This window comes from Amycolatopsis benzoatilytica AK 16/65, assembly GCF_000383915.1.
GTDB lineage: Bacteria > Actinomycetota > Actinomycetes > Mycobacteriales > Pseudonocardiaceae > Amycolatopsis > Amycolatopsis benzoatilytica.
The window spans coordinates 6,369,586-6,384,949 of the sequence record NZ_KB912942.1 but is presented as its reverse complement, the minus strand read 5'-3'; the positions used below and the strand labels follow the sequence as shown (position 1 = coordinate 6,384,949).

Below are 15,364 nucleotides of genomic sequence, written 5' to 3'. Positions count from 1 at the left end.
GCTCACGGCAGCAGCTCTGCCTCCCGTCGTCGGCCGAGGTGGTTGAACAGCAGGTTCAGCACGAACACCAGCACCGCGGCGACCGTGATCGGGCTGCCGCAGATCGTCCGCAGCCAGGCCGGGAAGTGCTGGAAGAACACCGAGTTGCCGAACCGGTCCAGTCCGAACGCGGGCAGCAGTCCGACGCCGATCGCGACGGACGCGACGAACCCGTTGTGGTTGCCGGAGAACTCGACCTTCTTCAGCGTCTGCACGCCGACCACCGCGACCATCGCGAACATCACCACCGCGACGCCGCCGACCACCGGTTCCGGGATCGCCGCGATGAACGCGCCGATCTTCGGCACCAGCCCCATCACCACCAGCATCCCGCCGGTCGCCGCGACCACCCAGCGGCTGCGTACGCCGGTCATCTGCACCAGCCCGACGTTCTGTGCGAACGCGGTGTCCGGGAACGAGTTCATGAACCCGCCGAAGATCGCCGACAGCCCGTCGGTGGCCAGGCCGCGGGAGAGGTCGGCCGGGGTGACCGGACGTCCGGTGATCTCGCCGACCGCCACCAGATCGGCGGTGGTTTCGGTGAACGACACCAGCATCACCACGCACATCGACACCACCGCGGCGACCGGGAAGGTCGGCGCGCCGAAATGGAACGGCGAGCCCAGACCGAACCAGCTCGCGTCCGCGACGCCGCCGAAATGCGCGCGGCCCAGCGGGACCGCGGCGAGGACGCCGACCGCCAGCGCGACCAGCGGCCCGATCTGGCCGAGGAACCCGCGCAGCACCCGGGTGAACAGCACGACCAGCGCGATGACGCCGAAGGCCAGCCCGAGGTTCGCCGGATCGCCGTAGGACGGGTCGCCGGTGTCGTGGCCGCCGATCATCGCGGTGCCCGGGCCAAGCAGTGAAATGCCGATGACCAGCAGCAACGTTCCGGACACCAGCGGCGGGAAGAACCGGATCAACGCCGCGAACGGGCGGGCGATCAGCAGCCCGAAGACGCCGGACGCGATCATCGCGCCGTACACCGCGGTGAGACCGTACTGGCCGGCGATCAGGACCATCGGGTTGACCACGGTGAACGTCGCGCCGGCGACGACCGGCAGCCGCACACCGAAGAGTTTGCCGATGCCGATCGACTGGACCAACGTGGCCAGCCCGGCGACGAACAGGTCGGCGTTCACCAGCAGCGCGACCGACGCGGCGTCCAGGTGCAGCGCGCTGCCGACGACCAGCGGGACGGCGATGCAGCCGGTGTACATGATCGCCATGTGCTGCAGGCCGAGCAGGAGCAGGCGGCCGGCGGGCAGGCCCCGGTCGACCGGGTGGACGGTGTTCGGCATGGGCGGCTCCTTCGGCTCGACGGCTGATTATGGCTGCGCATACCGCCGGTTTGTGTGTGACCATGCCAGACATGACTGCACGACCACCGTTCCGTGCCGATCATGTCGGGAGCTTGCTGCGGCCGGCCGTCCTCCGGGCCGCGCGACGCGACTATGCGGCAGGGGCGATTTCCCAGGAACAACTGCGCGCTGTCGAGGACGATGCGATCCGTGATGTGGTGAAGATGCAGAAGGCCGTGGGGCTGGCCTCGGCTACCGACGGGGAGTTCCGCCGGTCGTCGTGGCACATGGACTTCATCTACGCGCTGGGCGGGGTTTCGCGCAGCGACGAGCGGTTGCATGTGAAGTTCCACAACCTGGCCGGGGACCTGGAGTTCAGTCCTCCCGGGTTGCAGGTGGACGGCCGGATCCGGCTGGACGAGCCGATCTTCGCCGAGCATTTCGATTTTCTGAAGGCACATGTCGACCCGGGTATCACCGCCAAGCTGACTATTCCTTCGCCCAGCATGGTTTATTACCGGGGCGGGCGGGCCGCGGTGAGTACCGAGGTTTATCCGGACCTGGAGGAGTTCTTCGCCGATCTCAGCGCCGCTTATGCCGCGCAACTGGCGGCGATGGCTTCGCGGGGGTGCACCTACCTGCAGATGGACGATACGAGCCTGGCTTATTTGAACGACCCGGCGCAGCGGGAGATGGTGGCCCGGATGGGCGGGGATCCGGACACACTGCATCTGCGCAATATCGCGACGATGAATGCCGCGCTGGCCGGGAAGCCTTCGGACCTGACGGTGACGACGCATTTGTGCCGGGGGAACTTCCGGTCGTCCTGGGTCGCTTCCGGCGGATACGAGTTCGTCGCCGAGGCGTTGTTCGGGCAGCTGGCGGTGGACGGCTTCTTTCTGGAGTTCGACGACGAGCGCTCGGGCGGGTTCGAGCCGCTGCGCTTCGTGCCGCCGGGGAAGCGGGTGGTGCTGGGGCTGGTGACGACGAAGCGCCCCGAACTGGAGGACGCGGACGCGTTGGTGCGGCGGATCGAGGAAGCTTCCCGGTTTGTCGACGTGGACCAGTTGTGTTTGTCGCCGCAGTGCGGTTTTTCCTCGACCGAGGAGGGGAATGAGCTGACCGCGGACGAGGAGATGCGAAAGCTGGAGCTGGTGGTTTCCGTCGCGGAGCGGGTTTGGGGCCGCTGAATCGCCCCCGCCGCCCCGCGAAAACCGACGGCACCCGGCTCGGCTTCGGCTTGCGGTCCGTGAAGGGCCCCTTGAGGGAATCTAAGTCCGGCATGGGGCCCCTCACGGACTTCTCAGTCCGGCAGGGGGCGGTTGAGAGAATCCAAGTCCCTCAAGGGGTCCTTCACGGCAGTTGGTCCAGGTAGCGGGATAGCTGGGCCGAGCCGTTCAGCATCGCTTGTGCGCGGGCGGTGATTCGGGCGCGCCAGGTGCGCAGTGCGGATTCCAGCGGTGCGACGCCGCCCGCTTGCCGCACTTGGTCCACCACCGCGGAAATCCGGCTCAGCGGATAGCCGCCTCGGCGCAGTTGGTGCGCCAGCCGGGCATCCCGCACCGCGGCCGCCGGATATCTGCGGTGGCCGGCCCGGTCTCGTTCCGGACGCAGGATTCCGGCAGCTTCCCACTTCCGCAAGGTCGCCGGGTGCACGGACAGCTGGTGTGCCAGTTCGCCGATCGACGGCACCGTCCGGGGGACCGGTTCCTCGGCCAGGTTCTGCAGGGAGCGTTCGACTTCGCTCAGCGTGCGGCGGTCCCGCAGCAGTTCGACATGGCCCTCGTCGATCAGCTGGAACGCGGTGTCGGGTGCGCTCTCGTTGACGGCGCGAAGGATCGCCGCCGCACGGCCGTGGCCGAAGCCAGGGCGCAGGGTGAGAAAGGCGCGCAACGCTTGTGCGTGGCGCTCGGTGTAGGTGCGGTAGCCCTGCGGACCGCGTTCGGCGCGCGGGAGGATGCCGTCCTCTTCGTAGTTGCGCACGGCCTGCGTGGACAAGCCGTGCTCGCGGGCCAGGTCCTTCGGGCGCATGCTGACTCCGGTTTGAAGGTTTTTCATCATTTAACCAGGAAGTCTTCGCCCAAGTGCCAACAGAACGTTCAACGATACGGTCGAAGCAATGCAGAGCCTTGACGACTTTCTCTCCCGCCGTTGCCCGGACTTGCTCGGCCTCGGGGAGCCGACGCACTGGGCCGAGGCTTTCCCGTTGTTCCGGAACAAGGTCTTCCGGCACCTGGTCCAGCGGCACGGCTACCGCTCGATCGCGCTGGAGATCGATTGCCTCGCCGCGCGCCGCGTCGATCGGTACGTGACCACCGGCGAAGGAGACCTGGACCAGGTGATGGCCACCGGCTTCAGCCACGGGTTCGGCGCGTTCCCGGCGAACCGAGCGCTGGTCGAGTGGCTGCGCGAGTACAACACCGGCCGCGCCGACCAGGTGCGCTTCCACGGCTTCGACGGGCCGCTGGAAATGGCCAGCGCGCCGAGTCCGCGCGGAGTGCTCACCGAGTTGCACAACTTCCTCAGCGCACACCTCGACGACGTGCCTTCCGACGTCGCGACCATCGAACGGCTGGCCGGGGAGGACCGGCGATGGGAGGACGAGGCGGTGATGTGGGGCCGGGCCAAGTCGATCGGGGACAGTCCGGACGCGCGGGAGCTGCGGTTGATCGCGGACGACCTGTCCGGGAGCCTCGACCGCGCGAGGCCCGGGCTCCCGGACGGCGGCGACCTGCTCGCGCGGACCGCGGTCGGGTTGTGCCGGTACCACGCGTTGATGGCCGATCCTGCCCCTGACCGGATGAGCAGGCTCGGCGCGCAACGGGACGCGATGATGGCCGGCAACCTGCTCGCGTTGCCGCGGACGTTCGTCTCGGCGCACAACCAGCATCTGCAGCGCGCCGCGGCCGCGTTGATGGGTGCGCGGTGGTGGAACGCGGGTACCCAGGTCGCGGCCCGGATCGGCGAGCGCTATGTGTTCATCGCCACCGATTTCGGCTCCTCGGATGCGCTACCGGCGCCCGAGCCGGGCACCCTCCAGGCGTACCTCGCGGCGCACTTGCCGGACCGGGAGGTGGTCGAAACCGCCGGTATCGACACTGGGTTGCCGCCGCGCGCCGGGGACGGGCGGGGTTACGTCCCGTTCGACGCGGTGGCCGGGGCGGACGGGATCGCGTTCCTGCGCCGCGGCTGAACGGGAAGCTGCTGCTCGACGCTCTCGGCCGAGGTGTGCTCAGATGGGAGCAAAGGTCGGGAGGAGCGAGATGAGCACCGAGACCGTTCTCGTCGTCGGCGGCGGGCAGAGCGGCTTCCAGGCCGCGGCCTCCTTGCGGGACAAGGGGTTCGCCGGCCGCGTCGTCTTGGTCGGAGACGAGCCGGGGGTGCCCTACCAGCGGCCGCCGCTGTCGAAGGCGTACCTGGACGGCAGCGCGGGCGTCGAGCAGCTGGTCCTGCGGCCGGAGGACTACTTCGCCGAGAAGGACATCGAGCTGGTCCGCGGCCGGGTCGCCGCGATCGACCGGGCGGCGGCGAAGGTCCGGCTCGAGGACGGCACGGAGCTCGGCTACGACCATTTGGTGCTGGCCACCGGCGCGCGCAACCGCGCGTTGCCGGTGCCCGGCGCCGATCTCGAAGGCGTCCTGATGCTCCGGACGCGTGCGGACGCGGACCGGCTCCGGGCGTCGCTCGACGAGGCCGGGGAGATCGTGGTGATCGGCGGCGGGTTCATCGGACTGGAGTTCGCGGCGCACGCCGGGCGGCCGGTCACCGTCGTGGAGGCGCAGGATCGGCTGCTGGCGCGGGTCGCGTCACCGGAGATCTCCGACTTCTTCGCCGGACATCACCGGGCGGCCGGGCACACGCTGTTGCTGGGTGTCGGGGTGACCGCGCTGCACGGAGACGGCCGGGTGTCGGCGGTCGAGTTGTCGGACGGACGTCGGCTGCCCGCGGATCTCGTGGTGGTCGCGGTCGGCGTGCTGCCGGAGACAGCGCTGGCCGAGCAGGCTGGGCTAACCGTGCGCAACGGGATCGTCGTCGACGAGCACCTGCGCACCGAGGACCCGAAGATCTTCGCGATCGGCGACTGCGCGTGCTTCCCGTGCGTGCAGGCCGGTGCCGCGACCCGGCTGGAATCCGTGCAGAACGCCGTCGACCAGGCTCGATCGGTGGCGGCGGCGATCGCAGGAGAGCCCGCGCGCTACGACAGCCTGCCCTGGTTCTGGACCGACCAGACCGGCGCGAAGCTGCAGATCGCGGGCATTCTCGGGGCCGCGGACCGGACCGTGGTCACCGGCGACCGCGAGGGCGGCCGGTTCTCCGTGCTGTCCTTCCGCGACGACGTGCTGATCGCGGTCGAATCGGTGAACCGCGCGCCGGACCACATCGCCGCGCGCCGGCTGTTCGCCGCCGAACCGCAGCCGGGTTACGCGGACCTGGAAGCCAGCTCCTTCGACCTCAAGGCACACCTGAAGTCTCGTACCGCGGCTTGATCGGAGGCTTCGTCGCGTACCGGTCGCGGTCCTCGGCTGTAACGAGCCAACTTGCTCACTTACATGCTCACTTGAGATAGGGTGAGCATGTAAGTGAGCAAGTTGGGCAAGGCATGGGGGCGGGATTGCTGGACGACGAGCTGGCGGAGATCGTCGGAAACCTTCGCCGGCTGGGCGGGGACGATGCCGACGTCGAAGCCAAGCGTGCCGAGGACCGACTGCCCAAATCTGTGCGGGATACAGTCTCCGCGTTCGCCAATACGCATGGCGGCGTGCTGGTTCTTGGGCTGGACGAGGCCTCCGGATTCGAGGCAACCGGAGTGCGTGACCCGGCGAAGATGACTGCGGACCTGGCGTCCCTGTGTGCGGAGGAGATGGAGCCGCCCCTTCGGCCGCTGATCAGAGTGCACCGTTTCGAGGGAGTTGACCTCGTCGTCGCCGAGGTGCCTGTGCTTGACAGCCGGAGCCGTCCTTGTTTCGCCAAGCGGCTCGGGATGGCGCAAGGCAGCTTTGTCCGTGTCGGTGACGGAGACCGACGGCTCAGTGCTTACGAGGTTCACCTCATGACAGCTGGTCGTGGGCAGCCGCGAGATGACGAGGAACCTGTTCCCGGGGCGGGCATCGACGAACTGGACCCTGATCTTGTCTCGACATTCGTGGCGAGGCTCCGGCAACAGCGACCGTATGCATTCGCTGATCTTTCCAGGCTCGACGTTCTGCGCCGGATAAAGGTGCTAGCCGGTGATCAGGCGACCGTTGCTGGCCTGCTGGCACTCGGGCGCTACCCGCAGCATTTTTTCCCGCAGTTGATGGTCTCCTTCGTTCATTATCCGACGACGGAGGGTGCCGATGTCCGTACGGGTACCAGATTCCTGGACAATAAAGTACTCGAAGGATCGATTCCCGTCATGGTCCGGGACGTGCTCGCCGTACTCCGAGCGAACATGGCGCGACGTGCCACAGTGCGCGGCGCGGGGCGCATCGACAGCTGGGAGTACCCCGAAACCGCGCTTCGGGAGGCAGTGGTCAACGCGCTGGTGCACCGTGACTATTCGCCGGAGTCTCGTGGTGCTCAGGTTCAGCTCGAGATGTATCCCGATCGGCTCGTCGTGCGCAACCCCGGCGGTCTCTACGGTCCGGTCACCGAGGAAACGCTGGGCGAGGAAGGTGTTTCGTCGGCGCGGAACGCCACCCTGCTCAAGCTTCTCGAAGACGTCCCGCTGCCGGGCACGGCGCGCACTGTTTGCGAGAACCGCGGTTCTGGAATACGTACGATGATGACGGCACTGCGGGATGCCTCGCTGAGTCCGCCGCGATTCGTGGACAAGATCTCGCTCTTTCGAGTCGAGTTCCCGAACCACGCGCTGATCAGCGATGAAATTGTTGCGTGGATTCGCGGTCTCGGCGAATACGGGCTCACCGACAGTCAGTGTCTTGGCCTGGCCATGAGCAAAGCTGGCGACGTGCTGGACAACCAGTCCTACCGTGGTGCGACCGGGGTGGACTCGAGGCGCGCAACTGCCGAGCTTGGTGACCTGGTGGCGCGCGGTCTGCTGTGGCAGACCGGCGGTCGGCGGTGGGCGCGGTATGAACTCGCCGATTCGGCTCGCGCGGCGCGGCCGACCGGTCGCCGCGATCGGCGTCGCGAGGTGCTGGAAGCGCTAGGGGATGCCGAATTGACCCGTGCCGAACTTGCGGACCTGCTGGGCATGCCAGACAAGACCGTGTCTCGGTGGTTGCGTGTTCTGCGAGACGAGGGGTTGGTTGAGCTGATCGGCGAGTCTCCCCGCAGTCCCCGTGCCCGCTATCGGCGTACGAGCAAAGTCATGTTAGGTGAATGAACACTCCGCGTCGCCTACCTGGTCAACCAGAGGTTGACGCCGCCGATGTCGTCAACCTACAGTTGACGGCATGACCGACTCTGTGAAACTCGACGACCTCATCTCCGCCATCAAGGCGAACAACGAAAAGGACGCGCTCGCTCAGCTCACCGACGCCGTGTACGTCGGCCAGCACCTCGGCGAGGTGGCCGATCACCTGATCGGCCACTTCGTGGACCAGGCCCGCCGCAGCGGGGCCTCGTGGACCGACATCGGTGCGAGCATGGGCGTGTCGAAACAGGCTGCCCAGAAGAGATTCGTTCCGAAAATCGACCCTGGCGGGGATTCGGCCGGCGGAATCCAGCGCCTGTTCGGCCGTTACACCGACCGCGCCCGGCACGTGATCGTCGAGGCCCAGCAGGTGGCGATCGACCACCGAAGCCCCGGCATCGACACCGTCCACCTGCTGCTCGGGTTGCTGTCCGAACCCGCGGCGCTAGCGGCTGGCGCGATCATCGCGCAAGGAGTGTCGCTGGAAGCGGTCAAAACGGCGGCGGAAGCGAAGCTGCCCGAGCCGGTCGACTCGGCACCCGACCCGATGCCGTTCGCCGCGGCCGGCAAGAAAGCCCTGGAACTGACCTTGCGCGAGGGATTGCGGCTCGGCCACAACTACATCGGCACCGAACATCTGTTGCTGGGCTTGCTGGATCAGGGCGAGGGCGCGGGATACGAGGTGCTCACCGAACTGGGCGTCGGCAAGGACGCGGCCGAGGCGAAAATCAAGGAAGTCCTCGCCGAAATTCTCGCCGCGCGAGGGCAATGAAGGCGCTGGGCGTCCTGCTCGCCGTGCTGTTCGTGCTGACCCTTCTCTGACCAGAAGGGCTCTCCCCGGAAACCGGGAAGAGCCCTTCTGCGTACCGGAAACTCAGGCTTCGATCTCCGCCCGGCCGTCCGCTGCCCACAGCGTGTGGAACGAACCCGGCCGGTCCACCCGGCGATAGGTGTGCGCGCCGAAGAAGTCGCGCTGCCCCTGCACCAGTGCGGCCGGCAGCCGGTCCGCGCGCAGGCCGTCGTAATAGGCGAGCGCGGTCGAGAAGCCCGGCGTCGGAATGCCCAGCCGGACCGCCGTCGAGATCACCGAACGCCACGAATCCTGCGCGTCCTCCACAGCCTTGCGGAAGCCGCCCGAGGTGAGCAGCGTCGGGAGGCCGGGCTCCTCGGCGTAGGCGGAGGTGATGTCGTTGAGGAACTTCGCCCGGATGATGCAGCCGCCGCGCCAGATCGCGGCGACGCGGCCCAGATCGATGTCCCAGCCGTACTCGGAGGCACCGGCCTGGATCTGGTTGAAGCCCTGCGCGTACGCGACCACCTTCGACGCGTACAGCGCCTGCTCCACGTCGTCGGCGAAGGTCTCCAGGGCCGACCCGGTCAGCGGGGTGCGGGTCGGCCCGCCCAGCCCGCGCGCCGCCTCGCGCAGCGTCTTGGACCCGGACAGCGACCGCGCGAACACCGCTTCCGCGATGCCGCTGATCGGCACGCCCAGGTCGAGGCCGATCTGGACGGTCCAGCGGCCGGTGCCTTTCTGCTCCGCGGCGTCCTCGACGACGTCGACGAACGGCTTGCCGGACGCGGCGTCGACGTGCTTGAGCACCTGCGCGGTGATCTCGATGAGGTACGAGTCGAGCCGTCCGGTGTTCCAGGTGCCGAACACGTCGGCGATCTCGGCCGGCGAATAGCCCGCCGCGCCGCGCAGCAGGTCGAACGACTCGGCGATGAGCTGCATGTCGGCGTATTCGATGCCGTTGTGCACCATTTTCACGAAATGCCCGGCACCGTCCGCGCCGACGTGCGTGCAGCACGGTTCGCCGTCGACCTTCGCCGAGATGTCCTCGAACAGCGGGCCGAGCGACTCGTAGGACTCCTTCGAACCGCCGGGCATGATGCTCGGCCCGTGCAGCGCGCCCTCCTCGCCGCCGGAGACGCCGGTGCCCACGAAGTGCAGGCCGCGTTCGCGCAGCGCCTTCTCCCGCCGGCGGGTGTCCGCGAAGTGCGCGTTGCCCGCGTCCACGATCACGTCGCCCTGCTCCAGCAGCGGCGCGAACTCCTCGATGACCGCGTCCGTCGGTGCGCCCGCCTTCACCATGATCACGATCTGCCGAGGCCGCTCCAGCGCGTCGACGAACTCCTGCGCCGAATACGCCGGGATGAAATCGCCTTCGTCGCCGAACTGGTCGACGAGCGAGCGGGTCCGCTCCTCGGAGCGGTTGTGCAGGGCCACCGTGTGCCCGTGCCGGGCCAGGTTCCGCGCCAGATTGCGGCCCATGACCGCGAGGCCGGTAACCCCGATGCTCGCTTTCTTGCTCATCCGAACCCTTTCCGAAACCCTCTTCCGGGACAACCCGCTGCCGGGGTTCCGAGCCTAGTCATCATCGTGAGCGGCCACGCCGGGCAGAACCGGACTGGCCACTTACGAGAAGCAACGGATCGGCCCGCCGTTCCATGCCAGCATGTCGGTCAGCGCGGCGACCAGGTCGATCGGCTCGCCCTCCGCACCGCCGTCGAGCTCGGCGTACGCCCGGTGCAGGTTCCCGGCCAGCCGCTCCTGCTCGGTCAGCTCGGCGAACTCGCCGAGGTCGGTCGCTTTCGCCTGCTCCAGCGGCGTCCGGCCGGCCGCTTTGCCGTTCTCCGCGGCGCGCTGGACGAACTGCAGGTAGGAGTCCACTTTGTCCACCGTCTCGAGCCCGCACACCGGGCCGTGGCCGGGCAGGATGACCGCCGGGTCGAGCTCCCGGATCACGTCCAGTGCGCGCCGCCAGCCGGCCACCGAACCCATCAGCGCGAACGGGCTGCCGCCGTTGAACACCAGGTCGCCGGCATAGAGCAAGCGCTGTTCGGGCAGCCAGGCGAGCACGTCGTTGGTGGTGTGCGCGGCGGTGCCGGGGTGGATCAGGTCGATCCGGGTCTGCCCGGCGTAGACGGTGAGCCGGTCGTCGAAGACGACGTCGGGCACGCGCAGTTCGAGGGTGCCCCAGTCGTTGCCGGGGAAGACACCCTCGTACCGCTGGATGCCCTCGGCCAGCAGCGTCTCGCGGGTCTTGCGGTGGCCGATCACGGTGGCCCCGCCGACCAGGTAGTTGCCGTTGGTGTGGTCGCTGTGGTGGTGGGTGTTGACGAGGGTGGTCACCGGGCCGACGGTGTCGCCAACTGCCGACAGCAGCGCGCGCGTGCGAGTCTCGGTCGCGCATGTGTCGATGAGCACAGCGTGCCCGTCGGCGTCCACGATGCCGCAGTTGTTGATGAACCAGGACCCGTCCGGCTGGACGTAGCCGTATGCGCCGTCTGCCAGCGGTTTGACGCTGGCCGCGCTGGGGGAGCGATCGATCACGACGCCACTATGCCGGGTGGAACCCCAGGTCGGGCCGGTCTCCGGCGAGCTTTGCCCGTAAGTCCCCGATTGATCCGAATGGAGCAGTCGCCGATGCCGGAGCGTTTCGGAACGGTTGCTCCGGGCGAGTGACATGCGGGGTGACTGGCGTTCTGGTGCATTTCCTGAAACGCTGCGGGGTGTCATCATCGAACCCCGTTGGGTCGCCGGCGCGCAGCCGGCACGGCCTGGGTGGTTCGGAGTTCGCGGTCCGGCGGAGAGCCCGCCGGCAGTAGTGGGTCGGGAGAGCAAGGGGAGATGGCGAGCACCGTCACCTCGCGCCGCAAGCAGCTCGGGAACGAGCTCCGGCACGCTCGCAACGCCGCGAAGATGACTCAGCAGCAAGTCGCCGAGGTTCTCGGCTGCACCCAGGGCAAGGTCAACAAGATCGAATCCGGTGCGGTGGGGGTCAAGCTCGGAGATGTGCGGACCATGCTGAACGCGTTCGGGATCAACGGCGAAGAAGCCGACACCTTGATGAACCTGGCCCGGGCGGCGGCAGGTCAGCGCGGCCACTGGTCGGGCTACCGGTCGGTGGTGCCGCACTGGTTCCGCACCTTCACCGACCTCGAACCGGCCGCCGCGGAGATCCTCACCTGGCACGGCGAGCGCATCCCCGGCCCGCTGCAGTCCGAGCACTACATGCTCAAGCAGTTCACCGAAGCGGGCGCCACCGACGTCACCTCCCTGGTCCGCAACCGGCTCGACCGCAAGGCGGTGTTCGACCAGCAGCAGCCGCCGTACTACCGGTTCATCATCAGCGAGGGCGCGCTGCGCCGCGCGCCCGGCGGGTCCGCCCCCGCGGTGATGCTGGACCAGGTGGAGCACCTGCTCGCGCTGGACCGCCATCCCCGGGTGTACGTGCACGTGCTGCCGTTCGGCGCGAAACTCGCCTCGGTGCCCAACGACTTCACCATCATGCGGTTTCCGGACCGCACCCGCGACTTCGTCTACATCGAGCACTCCGCGGGCGGGCTGTACCTGGACGACGTCAAGGACTTCAACATTTTCGTGGACTCCTGGGACCGCCTGCGCGGTGCGGCGCTGGAGCGCGGCGAGACCCGGCAGTTCCTCAAGGAACTGGCGGAAAGCTTCCGCGCGCAGATGAGCTGACCAGCGCTTCCAGCAACGGCACGGCCTCGTCGGCGGCGGGCAGCTGGTTGATTTCTCGCTGTACCCGGTGTGCGTGTTCCCGGTAGCTCGGGGTTTCGAGAATTTCTTCGGCAGCCCGGCGAATTTCGTCCGGGGTGGCGGTTTCCGGGTCGAGCGCGCGGCCGACGCCGAGTGCGGCGCAGCGGCGGGCGTTGCCGGGCTGGTCCGCGCCCATCGGGAAGAGCAGCGACGGCAGGCCGTGCGAGAGCGCGCCGAGCACACTGCCGGAGCCGGCGTGCGACACCATCAGGTCGAGGTGCGGCAGCAGTTCCGCTTGCGGGACAAAGCGTTCCACCCGGACGTGGGCCGGCTGCGGACCGAACTCGGCCGGGTCGATCTGGGTGCCGACGGTCGCGGTGACGTCGGCGCTGGTCAGCTGGCCGAGACCGGCGAGCGTGCGTTCGATCAGGTCGCCGGACTCCAGGTTGAAATTGGTGCCGAGGGTGAAGTAGAGATGTGGTTTCTCCTGCCGCGGCCTCGGCGCAACCGGATCTCCTTGCCGGAACGAGAAAGTGCCCGGCGGCAGCGGCGATCCCGGGTCGCGAAAGGACGGCGGGAACGGGGCCAGTACCTGGCCGTCGGTTTCCGGAACCGCCGGAAGCCCGTTGGCGGTGCGGGCCTCGGCGAGAGGTGCGGCGACAATTTCGCTGCGCAGCAACGTTCCGGCCGCAAGTACCAGAACGGTCGCGCAGGGCACCCGCGATTTCTCCGCGACGATCGCGCCCGCGAAATCCACCTCGTCGCGGACGATCAGGTCCGGCCGCCAGTCGCGGACGAGGTCGAGCAGCACCGGTACGCGTGCCCGGGTCGCCCGCCGGACGAACAGTTCGCTGATCTCCCAGTCGTCGCGCGCCGGATCGACCGGCGGCATCGGCTGGCGGGAGTCCTCGGTTTCCCGCGGTTCGCTGGTGGCGAAGGTGGCGAAACCGGCTTTGGCGAGCGAGGGCACGTGCGACCCGCCGCCGGCTACCGCTACGGTGTGGCCGCGTGCGATGAGCGCCCGGGCGACCGGTGCCATCGGATCGAAGTGGCCACGCCCGCCGACGAATGAGAAAAGGATGCGCATTCTCGGCAATCTAGCGTCGCGGCGCGGTCCGGTCGTAGAAATTTCTCGGGCATCGCGGACCTGTTCCGGGCGGGTCGGCGCGGATGGGCACACTGGGTACCCGGACGGAAGGGGAAGCTGATGACTCAGGCACCGGATCCCGAAGCTCCGGAGGGCGTCGACCTCGATCGGCCCAACGCGGCCCGGATCTACGACTGGTTCCTCGGCGGCACCGCGAACTGGGCGATCGACCGCGAGTTCGGCGAGCGAGCGGTCCAGACCTTCCCGATGATCAAGACGGTCGCCCGGGCCGGCCGTGAATTCCTCGGCCGCGGCGTCCGGTACATGGCGGAGCAGGGCATCGACCAGTTCCTGGACATCGGCTCCGGCGTGCCGACGGTCGGCAACGTGCACGAGATCGCGACGTCCGTCAACCCGAACGCGCGCTGCGTCTATGTCGACAACGAGCCGGTGGCCGTCGCGCACTCGCAGGTTCTGCTGGAACGAGACGGGGTCGCCGACCGGCACGCGGTCCTGCACGGAGACCTGCGCAACCCGGCCGACGTCTGGCCGCGCGCCCTCGACACCGGCGTGCTCGACCCGAAACGCCCGATCGGCCTGATCATGGTCGGAGTGCTGTACTTCATCGGCCGCGACGAACCGGCGCTGGAGATCGTGCGGAAGTACCTGTCGCTGCTGCCGGCCGGCTCGTATTTCCTGTCGTCGCACCTGACGAACGACGGCGTGCAGGCCGCCGACGACGACCGCCGGGAGGCGATCCACCAGCAGTACCAGCAGTCGAGCACGCCGTTCCACTATCGGTCGCGCGCGGAGTTCGCCGAGTTCTTCGCCGGGCTGGAGCTGGTGGAACCGGGCATCGCCTGGGTGGCGGATTGGCACCGCGAGGCCGGCGAATCGGCGGCGGCCGACCGGATGGCGGACGACCCGTCGTTCAGCGGCGGGATCTGCGCACTGGGCCGCAAGCCCTGATCTCAGTCGGCTTCCCGCCGGTGGTCATCCGTCGAGCTGCGGCTGAAAGATCGCCCTGGGAAGGAGCCGCTCGTCGGTCGAGCTGACGGCGGAAGATCGCCCGGGAAAGGAGCCGCTCTTCGCGGGCGTCTGGTGCACGGACCGGCTGCGCTGGCCGGGGTGTCGGGGAGCCGTCGTATTTCGCCCGCACGGGCCGCCTCGCCGGGCGTGGTCGATTTCGCGTACACGGGCCGCCTGTCCTGGCTCACCTGTCCGCGGTCGAATTTCACACGCGCGGGCCGCGCAACAGAACCCTTGCGTGCACTCCTTCCGCGAAATTCCGGGTCACCGGAACGGCAGACCTGGCTTGTCCGCCGAGTTGGCAAAGGGCCCCTGCCGCCCCAATGCCACATTGGCTGCGTCAGATGCACCCAATGCCACATTGGCTGCGTCAGATGCACCCAATGTGGCATTGGGGCAGGGAAGCTCAGTCCCGCAAGGGCCCGTCACGGACAACCGGCCACCGAATCCTGGCGTTTCGGTTGGCGTGCCAGCCAGGTGTGCCGCTGTCGCCGTTCACGCAGTCACGATTGTTCCGGAATGGCCGCTGGTCTGATCTGACTAAAGAGGTCTAGCTCGCTGTATGGTCTAGACCTCATTCGGCTACCTGCCGCACCCCAGGCCGGCGCTCGTCCCGGACCTGGCGCGCAGGCATCGTCGGAAGCAGAATTCCCTTGCCCTGGACGCAAAAACGCTCCCCGGTGCAGTGTTCCAGGGAGCGTGAATGTTCCGGATCGCGGTCGGTCAGCCGAGTCCGTGCAGCAGCGGTACTCGTGTCTCGTTCCGGTGCGTCGCGTGGCCGGCGTCCGCGTGCCGCGGGGCCGGTACTTCGATTTCGGTGTCCACGACCATCGGGGTGCGCAGCGGGGCCTGGATCAGACTGAAGCCGAACCGGCTGCGCAATTCGTGATTGATCCCACGTCGGCCGTGAGTGTGTTCGTCCTCACGGCGGAAAAGCGTGGTGAGCCGTACGGCCATGGGATCACACCCCCAGTTCGGATGACGGTGACCGGTGCGGGTCGGCACCGGCCGGATCGAGGCAGGCGTCCGGCAGGAGTGCGCCG

Annotated in this window: 13 protein-coding genes; 7 read left to right on the top strand and 6 right to left on the bottom strand. The window is 68.3% G+C overall.

Going from position 1 to position 15,364, the window contains the following annotated elements; genetic code table 11:
• Positions 1–2: 2 nt before the first annotated feature.
• Complete coding sequence (locus tag AMYBE_RS0129610) at positions 3–1,343, bottom strand: nucleobase:cation symporter-2 family protein (RefSeq protein WP_020663022.1); 1,341 nt, start codon at positions 1,341–1,343, stop codon at positions 3–5.
• A gap of 71 nt (positions 1,344–1,414) precedes the next feature.
• On the opposite strand from AMYBE_RS0129610, the gene AMYBE_RS0129605 reads away from it, so the two are divergent.
• Positions 1,415–2,533: a 5-methyltetrahydropteroyltriglutamate--homocysteine S-methyltransferase gene (locus tag AMYBE_RS0129605; RefSeq protein WP_027928155.1), complete on the top strand. Its 1,119-nt coding sequence runs from the start codon at positions 1,415–1,417 to the stop codon at positions 2,531–2,533.
• Between the two features lie 163 nt (positions 2,534–2,696).
• On the opposite strand, the gene AMYBE_RS0129600 is transcribed toward AMYBE_RS0129605, so the two are convergent.
• A complete protein-coding gene (locus AMYBE_RS0129600) occupies positions 2,697–3,374 on the bottom strand; it encodes a MerR family transcriptional regulator (RefSeq protein WP_020663020.1) in 678 nt (225 codons plus the stop codon).
• An 88-nt stretch (positions 3,375–3,462) separates the two neighbouring features.
• Here AMYBE_RS0129600 and AMYBE_RS42500 point away from each other — a divergent pair, with 88 nt between their 5' ends.
• The 4 genes from AMYBE_RS42500 to AMYBE_RS0129580 all read left to right on the top strand — a co-directional run bounded on the left by AMYBE_RS42500 (position 3,463) and on the right by AMYBE_RS0129580 (position 8,473).
• Entirely contained in the window at positions 3,463–4,536 is a 1,074-nt protein-coding gene (locus tag AMYBE_RS42500; RefSeq protein ID WP_020663019.1) for an erythromycin esterase family protein, read from the top strand.
• A 70-nt stretch (positions 4,537–4,606) separates the two neighbouring features.
• Positions 4,607–5,830 carry an NAD(P)/FAD-dependent oxidoreductase gene (locus tag AMYBE_RS0129590; protein ID WP_020663018.1) on the top strand — a complete coding sequence of 408 codons (1,224 nt, stop codon included), beginning with the start codon at positions 4,607–4,609 and terminating at the stop codon, positions 5,828–5,830.
• 125 nt (positions 5,831–5,955) lie between these two features.
• Positions 5,956–7,671, top strand: coding sequence for an ATP-binding protein (locus tag AMYBE_RS0129585; RefSeq protein ID WP_027928153.1), 1,716 nt, complete (start codon positions 5,956–5,958; stop codon positions 7,669–7,671).
• Between the two features lie 70 nt (positions 7,672–7,741).
• Complete coding sequence (locus tag AMYBE_RS0129580; RefSeq protein WP_020663015.1) at positions 7,742–8,473, top strand: Clp protease N-terminal domain-containing protein; 732 nt, start codon at positions 7,742–7,744, stop codon at positions 8,471–8,473.
• A gap of 102 nt (positions 8,474–8,575) precedes the next feature.
• On the opposite strand, the gene gndA is transcribed toward AMYBE_RS0129580, so the two are convergent.
• Positions 8,576–10,015, bottom strand: coding sequence for an NADP-dependent phosphogluconate dehydrogenase (gene gndA, locus AMYBE_RS0129575; protein ID WP_020663014.1), 1,440 nt, complete (start codon positions 10,013–10,015; stop codon positions 8,576–8,578).
• Between the two features lie 102 nt (positions 10,016–10,117).
• The gene (locus AMYBE_RS0129570) at positions 10,118–11,035 is read right to left on the bottom strand and encodes an MBL fold metallo-hydrolase (protein ID WP_027928152.1); all 918 of its coding nucleotides are present in this window, start codon (positions 11,033–11,035) and stop codon (positions 10,118–10,120) included.
• 297 nt (positions 11,036–11,332) lie between these two features.
• Here AMYBE_RS0129570 and AMYBE_RS0129565 point away from each other — a divergent pair, with 297 nt between their 5' ends.
• Positions 11,333–12,187, top strand: a complete 855-nt coding sequence (locus AMYBE_RS0129565) for a helix-turn-helix domain-containing protein (RefSeq protein WP_020663012.1) — start codon at positions 11,333–11,335, stop codon at positions 12,185–12,187.
• Here the strand turns inward: AMYBE_RS0129565 and AMYBE_RS0129560 are convergent.
• Positions 12,147–13,292, bottom strand: coding sequence for a glycosyltransferase (locus tag AMYBE_RS0129560; protein ID WP_020663011.1), 1,146 nt, complete (start codon positions 13,290–13,292; stop codon positions 12,147–12,149). The two genes, AMYBE_RS0129565 and AMYBE_RS0129560, sit on opposite strands and share 41 nt — an antisense overlap.
• A 120-nt stretch (positions 13,293–13,412) precedes the next feature.
• Here AMYBE_RS0129560 and AMYBE_RS0129555 point away from each other — a divergent pair, with 120 nt between their 5' ends.
• Positions 13,413–14,261, top strand: coding sequence for an SAM-dependent methyltransferase (locus AMYBE_RS0129555; RefSeq protein WP_020663010.1), 849 nt, complete (start codon positions 13,413–13,415; stop codon positions 14,259–14,261).
• A 783-nt stretch (positions 14,262–15,044) separates the two neighbouring features.
• On the opposite strand, the gene AMYBE_RS0129550 is transcribed toward AMYBE_RS0129555, so the two are convergent.
• Positions 15,045–15,278, bottom strand: a complete 234-nt coding sequence (locus AMYBE_RS0129550; protein WP_020663009.1) for a hypothetical protein — start codon at positions 15,276–15,278, stop codon at positions 15,045–15,047.
• Between the last annotated feature and the right edge of the window lie 86 nt (positions 15,279–15,364).